The 12,884-nt window shown below is 57.5% G+C and carries 10 protein-coding genes and 3 pseudogenes; 10 read left to right on the forward strand and 3 right to left on the reverse strand.

What is annotated here, in order from left to right:
* Window positions 1-334: 334 nt before the first annotated feature.
* The 4 genes from ABVQ20_RS39950 to tnpA all read left to right on the forward strand — a co-directional run bounded on the left by ABVQ20_RS39950 (window position 335) and on the right by tnpA (window position 4,569).
* A complete protein-coding gene (locus ABVQ20_RS39950; RefSeq protein WP_354465321.1) occupies window positions 335-1,498 on the forward strand; it encodes an acyl-CoA dehydrogenase family protein in 1,164 nt (387 codons plus the stop codon).
* Window positions 1,499-1,540: 42 nt separating this feature from the next.
* On the forward strand, window positions 1,541-2,707 hold the full coding sequence (locus ABVQ20_RS39955) for an acyl-CoA dehydrogenase family protein (RefSeq protein WP_354465323.1): 1,167 nt from the start codon (window positions 1,541-1,543) through the stop codon (window positions 2,705-2,707).
* A gap of 154 nt (window positions 2,708-2,861) precedes the next feature.
* Window positions 2,862-3,380 (forward strand): thioesterase family protein, encoded by a 519-nt coding sequence (locus ABVQ20_RS39960; RefSeq protein ID WP_354465325.1) that lies wholly within the window; start codon window positions 2,862-2,864, stop codon window positions 3,378-3,380.
* 793 nt (window positions 3,381-4,173) lie between these two features.
* A complete protein-coding gene (gene tnpA, locus ABVQ20_RS39965) occupies window positions 4,174-4,569 on the forward strand; it encodes an IS66-like element accessory protein TnpA (RefSeq protein WP_354465327.1) in 396 nt (131 codons plus the stop codon).
* 40 nt (window positions 4,570-4,609) lie between these two features.
* Here the strand turns inward: tnpA and ABVQ20_RS39970 are convergent.
* The 3 genes and pseudogenes from ABVQ20_RS39970 to ABVQ20_RS39980 all read right to left on the reverse strand — a co-directional run.
* A pseudogene (locus tag ABVQ20_RS39970) lies at window positions 4,610-5,884 on the reverse strand (IS701 family transposase); the annotation flags it as partial.
* Window positions 5,885-5,970: 86 nt separating this feature from the next.
* Entirely contained in the window at window positions 5,971-6,774 is an 804-nt protein-coding gene (locus tag ABVQ20_RS39975) for an SDR family NAD(P)-dependent oxidoreductase (RefSeq protein WP_354465329.1), read from the reverse strand.
* Window positions 6,775-6,783: 9 nt separating this feature from the next.
* Window positions 6,784-7,545 carry an SDR family NAD(P)-dependent oxidoreductase gene (locus ABVQ20_RS39980; protein WP_354465330.1) on the reverse strand — a complete coding sequence of 254 codons (762 nt, stop codon included), beginning with the start codon at window positions 7,543-7,545 and terminating at the stop codon, window positions 6,784-6,786.
* Window positions 7,546-8,117: 572 nt separating this feature from the next.
* On the opposite strand from ABVQ20_RS39980, the gene ABVQ20_RS39985 reads away from it, so the two are divergent.
* The 6 genes and pseudogenes from ABVQ20_RS39985 to ABVQ20_RS40010 all read left to right on the forward strand — a co-directional run.
* Entirely contained in the window at window positions 8,118-8,354 is a 237-nt protein-coding gene (locus tag ABVQ20_RS39985; protein WP_354465332.1) for a tyrosine-type recombinase/integrase, read from the forward strand.
* A gap of 309 nt (window positions 8,355-8,663) precedes the next feature.
* Window positions 8,664-9,641, forward strand: a pseudogene (locus ABVQ20_RS39990) (IS110 family RNA-guided transposase).
* Between the two features lie 122 nt (window positions 9,642-9,763).
* Window positions 9,764-9,962: pseudogene (locus ABVQ20_RS39995) on the forward strand (IS21 family transposase); the annotation flags it as partial.
* A gap of 764 nt (window positions 9,963-10,726) precedes the next feature.
* The gene (locus ABVQ20_RS40000; protein ID WP_354465334.1) at window positions 10,727-10,972 is read left to right on the forward strand and encodes a hypothetical protein; all 246 of its coding nucleotides are present in this window, start codon (window positions 10,727-10,729) and stop codon (window positions 10,970-10,972) included.
* 53 nt (window positions 10,973-11,025) lie between these two features.
* The gene (locus tag ABVQ20_RS40005; protein ID WP_354465336.1) at window positions 11,026-12,021 is read left to right on the forward strand and encodes an isopenicillin N synthase family dioxygenase; all 996 of its coding nucleotides are present in this window, start codon (window positions 11,026-11,028) and stop codon (window positions 12,019-12,021) included.
* Window positions 12,022-12,302: 281 nt separating this feature from the next.
* Window positions 12,303-12,884: CoA-binding protein (locus ABVQ20_RS40010; RefSeq protein ID WP_354465338.1), on the forward strand; the 582-nt coding region annotated here is incomplete at its 3' end.

A 12,884-nucleotide genomic window follows, 5' to 3' on the forward strand; every position in this document is an offset into this window, starting at 1 on the left:
CGATGGACAAGCAGAGGAGGATCGGTTGAAACAGTTGCCTATCGTTCAGAAAGTGTTCGGGTCGGAGGACGAGCGCGAGGGCCTGCGAGCATTTGCCGAGAAGCGAAAGCCCGTTTGGCAGGGCCGGTAGGCCAAATGCCTTTTCCACTTGGCATACGCGGAGGAGCAATGAGCGAGTTTCTGAAGATGAATGGCTTTTAGCAGTGTTCCTCGCATGAAGCTTCCCGCACTTCCAGAGAGTCAATTTGCCAAACGGCTAAAGGCTCGACGTCACGGCTCTTCATATTTACTCGGCAGGGAACGTTCGCCGTGCAGAACAAGAAAGAACTCGTTGATGGACTTTCAACTGACCGCAGAGCAAAAGCTCATTTACAACACTGCCAGGGAGTTTTGCGAAAAGGAATTGATCCCGCACGAAGGGTTGTTGGAAAAGACCCACGAACTCCCTCGGGAATTGGAGCTTGATATCCGTCGCAAGGCGATGACGATTGGCCTCCATGGCTGCAACATGCCCGAAAGCGTGGGTGGGGGCGGGCTCGATTGTGTCTCTTTGACACTTGTAGAGAAGGCTCTGTCTCGAGCTTCCTTGGCGCTTGCCGAATGCGTGCGCCGACCGAACAACATTCTCGCCGCATGTGTCGGTGACCAGATCGGGCATTTTCTTGAACCGGTTATGCGCGGCGAAAAGCGAGAGTGTATTGCTATGACGGAACCCGATGCCGGTTCCGATCTGAAAGGTATGAAGACAAGAGCGGTTCGCGACGGCGACGGCTGGATCATCAATGGCACCAAACACTTCATATCTAACGCTCAGATCGCGGATTTTGTAATCCTTTTTGCCGCGACCGGCCAGGATCAAACACCCTCGGGACCGCGGAAGCGGATCTCTTGCTTCCTTGTCGATCTAAGCACGCCCGGCCTTGAAGTCGCTCCAGGCTATGATCACATGGGGCATCGTGGCTTCTACAACAACATCTTGCGCTTCGATGACGTGCGAGTTGGCGATTGGCAGATGGTTGGCGGCGAGGGCGAAGGATTTAAGGTTGTCAACGAGTGGCTTGGTCCTGGTCGATTGACAGTCGCGGCTGTTTGCCAGGCGCGTGCCGAACGTGCATTTGAAGTTGCGGCCAACTATGCCGCCCAGCGAAGGCAGTTCGGCCAACCCATCGGTAAGTTCCAGGGCGTAGGCTTTCCCTTGGCTGATATGGCAACCGACATCCGGCTCGGCGACCTCCTCCTGATGAACACCGCGTGGAGAGTCGATCAGAACTTCCCAACCTTCATCGAGGATTGTGCCATGGCGAAGGTCTGGTGTTCGGAAATGCTCGGCAGAGTAGCCGATCAAGCGATACAAATTTGCGGCGGAATGGGGGTTATGGCTGACCTTCCGCTAGAGCGCATCTATCGTGACGCCCGAGTGGAACGCATTTGGGAAGGAACATCGGAGATCCAGCGTCACATCATCAGCCGGGAGCTCATGCGCGGGAGAAGGGCATGAACTTTTGGCGAGCGCCAATGCGCACAACCAAGGATGTGACTGATGGATTTCGAACTGACCGCGGAGCAGGAACTGCTCAATCAGACAGCGCGGGAATTCTGTGAAAAGGAACTGATCCCGCACGAAGGGTTGCTGGAAAAGACCAACGAGCTCCCGCGGGAGTTGGAGCTTGATATCCGTCGCAAGGCGATGACAGTAGGCCTCCACGCCTGCAACATGCCCGAAAGCGTGGGCGGGGCAGGGCTTGACTGCGTCTCGTTAACGCTCGTAGCGAAAGGCCTTTCGCGAGCTTCGCTGGCGTTGGCGGAATCCGTCCGCCGGCCTTGCAACATCCTGACTGCATGCGAGGGCGAGCAGGTCACCCATTTCCTCGATCCCGTCATGCGGGGCGAGAAGCGCGAATGCATCGCGATGTCGGAACCTGATGCAGGCTCCGATTTGAAGGCGATGAAGACTCGCGCTGTCAAGGACGGGTCCGACTGGGTCATCAACGGTACAAAGCACTTCATCGCGAATGTGCGGCTCTGCGAGTTCGTAATCCTGTTCGCCGTGACGGGCGAGGATCAAACGCCCGTGGGCACCCGGAAAAGGATCTCCTGCTTCCTCGTCGACCTCGACGCGCCGGGGCTGGAAGTGGCAAATGGTTACGAGCAAATGGGTCATAGAGGCTATCACAACAATATCTTGCGCTTCGATGACGTGCGGGTAGGCGGCTGGCAAATGGTCGGAGCGGAAGGCGAGGGTTTCAAGGTCGCTAGTGACTGGCTTGGTGGACCGGGCCGTTTAACTATCGCGGCCGTCTGCCAGGCGCGTGCCGAGCGGGCCTTCGAAGTTGCGGCCGACTGCGCCGCCCAGCGAAGGCAGTTCGGCCAACCAATCGGTAAGTTCCAGGGCGTAAGCTTTCCCTTGGCCGATATGGCAATCGACATCCGGCTCGGCGACCTCCTCCTGATGAACACTGCATGGAGGGTTGATCAGAACTTCCCAACCGTGATCGAGGATGGTGCCATGGCGAAGGTCTGGTGCTCCGAAATGTTGGGACGCGTTGCCGACCAGGCAATCCAGACCTGCGGCGGCATGGGCTTGATGGCTGATCTTCCCCTTGAACGGATCTACCGCGATGCTCGGTTCGAGCGTATCTGGGAAGGTACATCGGAGATCCAGCGTCACATCATCAGTCGGCAGCTCATGCGCGAGAGGGGAGTCTGAGCCACGGTTCGGGTGTTGCTGACGCCATTTTGACAGCCGCCACACCTGCCTTTCGCGCCGCGGCGCTTGAGGGCGATCCAAGAATACCGAGGAGCGTTGAGGAGGGTGGCTCCGCTTCTCGACTGCGTCTATGACAATGAAAGAACGCTAAGGCATGGCCGAAATATATGATCTGCCGATCCCTTGGACCGGTCATTTGGAGGCCCCGTTTGTGCTCTTTCGGACAAACGTTCGTCCGGACTGGATTGATGAGTTCGAGCATGTGAGCTTCGTCCACTATCTCACCATCAGCAGTCATGCTAATTGGGCCTTCTGGAACTGGATAAACAGTCCAGAAGGCACAATGGAGGAACGTGAGGGGCACGAAAACGTAATCGTTGACAACCACGTGCGGTACATCAACGAACTAGCCCTGGGCACACCTATCCACGTTACCTCGCAGCTAATCGACTATGACGACAAGCGCTACCTACTGCTGAACCAAATTTGGAAATCGGCAGATGGAGCCTTAGCGGCGACCAACGAGATGAAATGCCTTGGCTTCAACTTGAGAACTCGGCGCGCTGAAAAATGGCGTGCGATAGTCATGGAGAGACTGGAGTTGATCCGCAACTTTCAAGCTGCAGTTGGCGCACCTGCAGCCCTCGGCCGGGTCGCACTCAAGGAGAGATAAGGCATTCTTTGCTCATGCCCCCACTCAACGGTAACTCGCACCGACGAGAGTGGCGCCACGACCATCAAGAGACGTTGGAAACACGGCCGTACGGACCTGGAAGGGCGGTCGTCGACAATTCCTCCTGGATACCCAATGCGATCTTGAAATGATCGAGCGTATTACGGCAGATGAGCCGAATTCATATCTCCGCGGCCTTGGCCTGTGGCGCGACAATATTCTGATGAGAAGCCGCAGCTTCATTGTCGCGCCGCATCGGCCGGCTTCCGATTACCCACATCGTCGGCGGGCCTATTGCCCCGTATGAATCTGCCGTGATTCTGACCGTGACGCCGAATCACGGAGGCGTCACGGAGGCGAGACAAGACCAGCAGCGAAGCCGCTTGGCAGGTAGGCGATGCGCCGAGGCACCTTTCCCGAAACCGTCTGGCGATGTGTCTATGGTGGGTCGGTCGTTAGTCCGCGCGCCGCCGCCGATCAGTCCGGGTCGTCAGAACGGGTGACGTAGTGGAGTTCGCGTAGGGCGGGGATGACGAGGGCGATGTCTTTGTAGGCCTCGTGCTCGATGAAATGCGCGGTCTCAGGCCCAGGCCTGGGCTTGCCGAGGACGGGCTTCCCTTTTTTTCGACGCAATATCCGGATCGCAGCAGCAGGCCGTGGTTGAGGTTGTCGAGGTCGAGTAGCCGTCTCCAGCTTTTGATGTTGTGATTCATGGTACTGCTCCGGTGAAGGCCGCCTTGCTGAGGTAGGCTGAAGGGCTGCAAGTTCCAGTGCAAGCACTGGGAGTAGCCCTGTGACGAAGCATCAGATTGAAGTGATCACGTCGGTCGAGCGGCGCCGGCGCTGGTCTCGGGAGGAAAAAGAGCGGCTGGTCGCCGCGACGTTTGAGGCGGGGGCCAGTGCTTCCGAGATCTCGCAATCGGCTGGCATTCATGTGAGCCAGCTTTTCCGGTGGCGCAAGGAATTCTGCCAGATCTCCGCGCCGTCCATGTCACAGCTCGTTGCGGTGGAAGTCGTCGAGGCGCGGCCGGCGCCGCAACCGCCTGCGCTGCAATCACCGATATCCCGATCGCGCAAGAAGAGCAGCATGGTGACGATCGAGCTTGGCGGCGCCCGCCGCCTGCGGGTCGAGAGTGATATCGACAGCGAGGCGCTCGGCCGGATCCTGGATGTGCTGGAGCGGCGATGATCTCGATCCCGAGCGGTGTGAAGGTGTGGCTCGCCACTGGGATGAGGAAGCCGTAAGCGGCAATTGTAAGGGTTGCATGATGGTGGAAGCCTCGCCAACCACGCCCCTCGTAATGGGCCAACCCAGTTCGGGTTTGAGTTCCTGGTAATCACGCTCGATGCGCCAGCGCAGCTTGGCAAGATCGACGAGTGCCTCGATGCCGATGCCTTGCGGCGAGGTCGAGAGCCAATATCCGGTCGGTTCGGTCTCGCCATCGGGCCATTCCACAAGCAGCCATTCGACAGGCCGCAGCGTGGCGCGCCGGGCGGCGGGGCGGACACGCATGGCGGCAAAACGCGAGGTGAGCGGCGTATTGGATCCCTCGCGCCAGGTGGGCGTGACGAATGCCGAGGGCTGGCTCATGGCCAGACCCTTGACCGAGACCGGGGCATGGCCGGGACCGCGTTGCAGTCGCGACGGCGGTCGCCCGTGCCCGCTCCAGGGCTTGGCAGGCAAGGGCTGCAGGTCCGGCGGCCAGACACTGGCATTGGACTGGATGGCGACTGCGTAGGGCAGACCCACCTTGGTGAGGCCGGCGCGGAAGGCGCCGTTGCAGCCATACGCGGCATCCGCCAGCACGACGCCGGGTGCGATATCTTGGGCCAGCGCGTGCGGATCTGATCCAGTGCGATCTCCGGCTTGGTCTTGAATGTCACCCCCCCTGCCTTGGCACGACGGCTCGCATCCTCGGCCCAAGCTTTGGGAAGATAAAGCCGATAGGCGACCGGCAGGCTCGCCGCATGGTTGGCCACCGACAGCGTCACCGCGACCTGGCAGTTGTCTGGCTTGCCCAAGCGTCCACAGTATTGCCGGGCCACCCCAACCGAATGCATCCCCTTCTTGGGAAAACCGCTGTCGTCGACGATCCAGGCCTCTTTGCTCCAGCGCCGCCAGCACTAGGTCGCGCACCTTGGCCAGCACCTTTGCATCCGACCAGCCCGCCTGGCCAACAAAGTGCAGAAGCGATTGGTGCTTCGCCGAAACCCGACCCGGAGCCACAAGCGCCGCCAGCACCAGGTCGCGCACCTTGGCCAGCACCTTTGCATCCGACCAGCCCGCCTGGCCAACAAAGTGCAGAAGCGATTGGTGCTTCGCCGAAACCCGACCCGGAGCCACAAGCGCCGCCATCGGTTCGACTCTTGCGCTCCCCCGGCAGCAACAGTCCGCTGCAATAATCATGAAGAGGCCGCGTTCGATCCGAATGATCAAAAACGCCGCTCAGCGCCTCGACACACGCCTCAAAACGGTCCGCGATACCGGCCTCAAACTCTGTTATCTCATCGATCCATCAAAAACAGCGAATCGACAAACTAACAAATCCTGGCCACCATTGAATCTACGAAGTTTTCTGACTCGGTAGTACTATGGCTTCGTCAGCTTGGCCCGATAGTCCCCGTCCAAGATGGATGGCAGCGATATCTTCTTGGTCCGGGCGCCGTCGACAGCGATCATTTCACCGCTAACGAAACTGGATTCGTCGCTAGCCAACCAAAGGACCGCATTTGCTATCTCCTTTGGGGATCCGATCCTTCCCACCGGATGTAGTTGCGCCAATTCCCGCTCGACCAAGCTTCGGTCCGGGTGGAGTTCTACGTAGGACCGATTCAGGTCAGTTTCGATCCAACCGGGACAAACGGTATTGCAGCGTATTCCATCAGGTCCAAGGTCAACTGAGAGTCCAAGCGTAAGACCGTGCACGCCGGCCTTGGTGGCGGCGTATGCTGTATGCCAGGGGTTGACCATAAAGCCCTCGACCGACCCAATGTTGACGATCGTGCCTAAGCCGACACGTCTCATTTCTGGGGCCACATATTTGGCCATGAGAAACGGACCACGGAGATTGACCGCCATAAGTCGGTCCCAATCCTCGACAGTCTGTTCGTCGATGGACTTATGCACGATGATACCAGCATTGTTGACTAGTACATCGATCCTGCCAAACTTCTGAAGGACCTCGTCAACGAATGCACGAACCGAGGTCTCCTTTGTGACGTCAAGACACATAAACGCTAGCCTCTCGACGCTGACAGGGGGAGAGCGCTCGTCAAACAAATCGCCGACGACAACCATCGCCTCTTCATCAGCGAGCCTCTCGGCAATCGCCCGCCCTATGCCTCGATTGCCCCCGGTGACGACGACAACTTTGCCTGATAGCCGATTACCCAAAAATTCCTCCTATCCTGCAGTGACGCCGCCATCTATCGGAAGAGCAACCCCTGTGATGTGGCTGGCTGCCTCGCTCGCGAGGTACAGCGCCAAGCCTGCTATTTCTTTCGGAGTAGCCACGCGACCCTGGGGTATCGCATCGACATTCCTTTGAAGGACCTCGTCGATGCTAACCGGCTTACTATGGGCCGACACAAGCATGGGCGTATCAACGGCGCCAGGACAGACGGCATTGATGCTGATTTGCTCTTTGGCGTGATCAAGGGCCATGGCTCGCGTCAGAAGAACGACCGCGCCCTTCGAAGCACAATAGGCAGCCAGCCCGGAACAGCCAACTAGCCCCACATTCGAGGCTATGTTGACAATGCTGCCGCCGCCGGTCCTCCTCATAGCCTTCACTGCGGCGCGGCTAAAGTAGAACACACCGTTGACATTGGCGTCGAATGTCTGACGCCAATCATCATCCGTGGTCTCGAGGGCGCTTCCACGCCGTATGATACCTGCGCTGTTGACTAAGACGCTGACCTTTCCGAACCGCTCTACGCTGAAATCAATCACCTGGTCGGCGAAGGCCGAGTCAGTCACATCGCCCAGCATCAATTCAGCCGGACAATTGAGTTCCTGAACCGACTCTAGGGCTCGTTGACCCCGCTCTCGATCGCGTCCGACCAATACGAGAGACACCTTTGTCGCGGCGAAGGCCTGCGCGACGGCCTTCCCTATCCCCGACGTTGCGCCAGTAATGATAACCACCTTATTGGAATGCGTCATGGTAGTGATTCTCCAGCCGACGTGACGTTGGCCCAATCTGATAAGCCAGGGGATGCTTGCGCCCACGGCGCCTCCCATGCGCTCCGGCAACTGGCGCAGCCGGGCCGAGCGTTAATCCGGTAAATTGCAACCAGCAAGTTCTCATCAAGCCACGCATATACGGTTCCGTCCATGCACCTGGTTTGGATGAAACATTATTCTCATGTTTCTATGTGTATTCTGAATGCGTCTAGACTCGCGGGGAACCAAACCAAATAACTGCCTCGCTTTTTATTACCGCACGCCCCGTCTCTGGTAAATGCCGTCTAGTTAATCTTTTATTACGTATTTTATAAATAAATATTGTCCCATATGAATGCTTCGCCTCTATTTGTTTACGGTCCCTTGCTCTTTCTTCCGTTTTGCAGCGGTGCTCGCGCCGATGAAGCTGCAAATTGATGGTCGGCAATCTCCAACTGCGCACGTCCCGTCAGTGCCACCCCAGGGCAAGGGTAACACGGTCTGGATCTGCCCATTGTGGCCAGCGACGCCAACGTCGTTGACCCGCCTCGTGACTGACCCGGACAAGAGCGATGCAGTCTTTCTGGGGCGGACGAAGAGCCTTTGATCGCTTTGGAATACACCGCGTCGTGACGGCAATATGCTGTCATGGCGAGCAAAGCCGTGCCGAGCTTGGCCGCGTCAGCCCGCATACAATTAGGCACACGACAGCCGTCCACCTCCTGCGCACTGGTGTTGACATCAACACGATCCGTGCCTGGCTCGGCCACGTGTCGCTGGATCGCATCGTTGTGACAGTCGCTACTTAAATCTCCGTAGAAGTCCACAAAAGCGGCCGACGCCTTCTTATATCGCGGGCCGGGGCAGTGAAACTGCCGACATCTTGCCCGCCCCCGACAACCACAACATCGTCTAGCAGGCTGTGGAAAAAGGAACGGAGATACCCGTTTTGAATCTGATTTGTGCTCGATCTGATTCTGATACGTTCCGTAAACAAAACAGTTTTTCAACAGACGGGGTGATTGGGGTCTCGCCCGAGCCAGATTGAGGGCGGCTGCTCCTGTCGAGATGGGAGAACGTGATCGATGTAGATCGCCACAACATCAGGAGGAGCAGCCATGAAGTATTTTGCCGGACTTGACGTGTCTTTGGAAGAGACCGCGATCTGTGTCGTCGACGAGAGCGGCCGGATCGTGAAGGAAAGGCGGGCGGCGAGTGAGCCGAGGGCGCTTTATGAGGCCCTGCGGAAAATTAATCTGCCGCTGGAGCGCATCGGGCTCGAAGCCTGCTCGCTGACAGCCTGGCTTTATGACGGTATTCGCGCCGAAGGATTGCCGGCGATCTGCATCGAGACCCGGCAGGCTAACGCGGCGATGAAAACGATGCCGAACAAAACCGATCGCAACGACGCCCGCGCGCTTGCGCAGATCATGCGCAGGGGCTGGTATCGGCAGGTGCATGTGAAGAGCCGGCAGTGTCGGTTCTGGCGGTCCCTCCTCGTCGCGCGACGCACGGTCCTCAATGGAATGCGGACGATCGAAAATGTCGTGAGGGCGATTTTGCGGGAGGTCGGCATCAAGCTTGGCACTCCAAGCCGTGCAGCCTTCGCTGATCGCGTGCGCGAACTGATTGGCGCAGATACGGTCATTATGGCGCTTGTCGAGCCGCTTCTGGTGATCCTGGCCACCATGCTGCGCGAGTTCGGGCGACTGACAAAGCAGGTCCTCTCCCATCACCGCGCTCGCCTTTCGTGCCACACTTGGAACGCTCATGAGTCGCCGGCAGACTTGCTCCTGGCGGGTCGGCGTCTCATCTGGGTCTGACCCAGCACGTTAACAATCTGGCGAAACGGACATTCAGGGCAAGGTGAGCCGATGCGGTGACGAACTTGCCCGCACGGCCCTCTATGAGGCGACTCATTCGCTGCTGGTGCTCAGCAAGAAATGGTCGAGCCTCAGAGCGTGGGCATGAACGTCGCCAAACGGCGCGGTATGGCTCGAGCCCGAGTTGCCGTTGCCCGCAAGCTCGCTGTCATTCTGCATCGCATGTGGAGTGATGCAACAGAATTCCGTTTCGGGGACGCCTCGCTCTACTGACCCCATCGTGCGGCGGCCTAACGTCGACCGCGAAGAGAAGCGAGTGACCCGCGGGGCGACATGGTCCGGAAAAATATCAGGAGGAGCTTGACCTCAACGACCCCAATCAGAGAAGCCTGCTAGAGCATGCGGCCGGCGACAAGGTCTTTGTGGATTATTCCGGAAAGAAGATCCCGATTGTCGATCGCAAGACCGGTGATGTCCGCGAGGCGCAGAACTTCGTGCAGTGCTGGGTGCCTCCAGCTACACCTTTGCCGAGGCGACCCGGACACAAACGCTTCCCGCTGGATTGGCTCGCATGTCCGGATGTTTCGGTTTTTCTTGGCATCCCAGATCTCCGATTCCGAGACAGAATCGGGAGGCTCACAGGTCACTTGCATACTGAAATGCTGACCCCGACACAGCACTTACGACATCATTCACGACAATCTGAAGTCGGCATCGGTCATGCCAGCTACTACTGGATGGAGGCCAACCACTACATAATATGGATGACCTGCGCGAGCACCAGAAGCTCGCTCGACGCCAAGCCACATGACCAGCTTCATGGTCGCGCAATTCTGCCAAACTTGATGCACACAACGTAAGATCGTATGTCCGCCTCGGCCGGGTGATCGCCCTCCACAGCGCGTCCGAGGGTTGCTCGGGCGGGCCGAGCCGATCCTCTCCACGGAGGACGAGCCGTGACAGTTGGCCGAAAGACGGGCAAGGCGATCGAGGGGCGCCGACATAAGAATTGACGACTATACGATCAAACTCAAGGCTGCCGAAGCCCGATATCACGATCATTCCGGGGTTGCGGACTATCCTGCGCTAATCGTTCATCGTGACTACGAAAAGAACCGGCCGGACATCGTTGCGCATCCGGTGGGCACAGGCGCATTTGAACTAGGCTTGACGAATTGTCAATATTACTTTCTCGAGATGTCAAAATATGTTAAATGAAATGAAATGAAAGCCAAAACAATTTAACTTATTTATACTTGCTTGTTAGCGCCACACTTCGATATATATTCTGCCATCGTTACGTATCAGGCTTATTACCAAGCCCCACCATCACCTTGCTCGTGAAAGGAGGAAGTCCCATGTCCGCTGGAGAGGCCGGCAGAAGCGCCCTTGCGGCCACTCGTTTTCGCAGGACCGAACGCCGGCAGCATCGGGCGCCGATGATCGCCAGCTCCTGGAAAACCGGCTATCCGGTAGCCGACTCCGTATGGTCGGACAGCCATGCTCAGCAACACGACAAGGAACAGCTTATAAATCAGCCGCATTTCGCCACCAATGACCGTCTGTCCCTACACGGAGGAGCTGTCATGAACACCCTCGATTAACAGACCGAACTGAACGTTGCGCCGAACCCCATTTTGTCAAACAAGGTGTACTCATGCCCAAGGATCTCGCGGCTAGACTCGACGATAGGCTGCGCGCGAAACGCGAAAGCTTTGATAAGATCCCGGTCGTCGATATAGCGCCACTTCTCGACGGCAGCAACAAGCAGAGGGTAGCCAAGGAGATACGTTGGGCGTTGATGAATACTGGTTTCATGTATGTGAAGAACCATGGCATTCCGCAGGACTTTGTGGATTCGGTGTTCGAAGTGAGCCGCCGGTTCTTTGATCTGCCCACGTGGCAAAAGATGGCATTGCATATTGGAAAATCCGACGTGGCCCTCCGCGGATACATTGAACCGTTCGGGGAGAACACCGATCCGGGCAAGACGAAAGACCTGAAGGAGTGCTTTGACATCGGACCTGAATGCTCGACGGTGGAAGGGCCGTTTTTTGGCCCCAACCAGTGGCCCTCAAGTCTGCCCGAATTTCGGGAACTGACATACGGATACCATCAAAGGATGGTGGACCTCGCTAAGAAACTCTTGAAGGGCATCGCCCTCAGTCTAGACCTAACGGAAAGCTATTTCGAGAGCCTCACGCGGAATCCGATCAGCATTCAGCGCCTGCTTCATTACCCGCCGCAGAGTGGTTATATCGGTGAAGACATCATCGGTATTGGCGCCCACACGGATTACGGCAATCTGACTGTCCTGGCGCAGGACGACGTGGGTGGTCTTCAGGTCATGAACCGAGATCGCATTTGGGTCGAGGGAATGCCAATCTACGGGACTTTCATAATCAATATTGGCGACTTGATTCAGCGGCTCACCAACGATGTCTACCTGGCGAACATGCACCGCGTGGTGAACACCTCGGGCCGCGAGCGATATTCAATCCCCTTCTTTATCGACGCTGATTTCAATGCGAGCATCGAACCATTGCCCTCATGTGTCACGAACAGCAACCCGGCTCGATACAGGCCGGTGACGTGTGGCCAGCACAAATTCGGGCGTTTCGCAGTAAGTTACACTCACTTGTCCAAAGCGTGATCCAAGATCAAGACAAGAATGTAGCTGCGAAAAACTCCGGGAAGGATCTTGAGGCAAGTGTGGCGACATTGATTATACGGTCGAAAACGGTGTTCCTATAAAGCGCGGCCAGAATTCCCCCAAAGCAGCGCCAGAGGAACTGCGATGAGTGCGGCGGTCAGCGCCAAGAACAGGGTATTGAAAAGCCTAGGTCGGATGAGCTCGCCGATATCCCTGCGCCTGGCGAGCGCTGTTCCGAAATCCCCTCGGAGCATCGCGCCCAGCCAATTGAGGTAACGAAGATGAAGTGGGAGTCCGAGACCAAAGCTATTTCGGAACGCTGCGACAGTTTCAGGGGTTGCCGATTGCCCGAGCATTTCTGTGGCGACATCGCCGGGAACTATCACACTGCCCACGACCGCAGACGCGAACGTCTCAAGCGCATGCTGACACCGCAGAGCGCGGTTTTTATCGGTGGGGCGTCTATGGTTCCCGCTATTGAGTATTGCCATGCGCGCGGGTTTCAGGGCCGTATGCATGTTGTCAATCCGCGACGGAGTGAGCTCGCCAGCGTTCCCTGTGTACCCAATATAGCCGCCTTACCCGAGGTGCCGGACTTAGCGTATGTGGCGATCCCACGCAACAATGTCGTTGAACTCGTCCGAGAGCTTGTGCAGTTCGGGGTCGCGGGCGCTATCTGCAACAGTTCCGGTTTTTCCGAAATGCATGGCGGGGAAAAAGCTCAGCTCGCGCTTGTGGACGCAGCAGGAGAAATGCCGATAATCGGGCCGAATTGCCCCGGCGTGGCCAACTTTGCCGATCGATCCGTCTTCATGATGGACCATTTCGGTGACCATGACGAGAACGGCAGCGTCGCCCTCATA

It is taken from the genome of Mesorhizobium shangrilense, assembly GCF_040537815.1.
GTDB classification, from domain to species: domain Bacteria; phylum Pseudomonadota; class Alphaproteobacteria; order Rhizobiales; family Rhizobiaceae; genus Mesorhizobium; species Mesorhizobium shangrilense.

Excerpts from the sequence above, each read along its gene's own strand:
- ABVQ20_RS39950 (WP_354465321.1), top strand. The coding sequence starts at position 335 with ATGGACTTTCAACTGACCGCAGAGCAAAAGCTCATTTACAACACTGCC.
- ABVQ20_RS39955 (WP_354465323.1), top strand. The coding sequence starts at position 1,541 with ATGGATTTCGAACTGACCGCGGAGCAGGAACTGCTCAATCAGACAGCG.
- ABVQ20_RS39960 (WP_354465325.1), top strand. The coding sequence starts at position 2,862 with ATGGCCGAAATATATGATCTGCCGATCCCTTGGACCGGTCATTTGGAG.
- ABVQ20_RS39980 (WP_354465330.1), bottom strand. The coding sequence starts at position 7,545 with ATGACGCATTCCAATAAGGTGGTTATCATTACTGGCGCAACGTCGGGG.
- ABVQ20_RS39985 (WP_354465332.1), top strand. The coding sequence starts at position 8,118 with ATGCAGTCTTTCTGGGGCGGACGAAGAGCCTTTGATCGCTTTGGAATA.
- ABVQ20_RS40000 (WP_354465334.1), top strand. The coding sequence starts at position 10,727 with ATGTCCGCTGGAGAGGCCGGCAGAAGCGCCCTTGCGGCCACTCGTTTT.
- ABVQ20_RS40005 (WP_354465336.1), top strand. The coding sequence starts at position 11,026 with ATGCCCAAGGATCTCGCGGCTAGACTCGACGATAGGCTGCGCGCGAAA.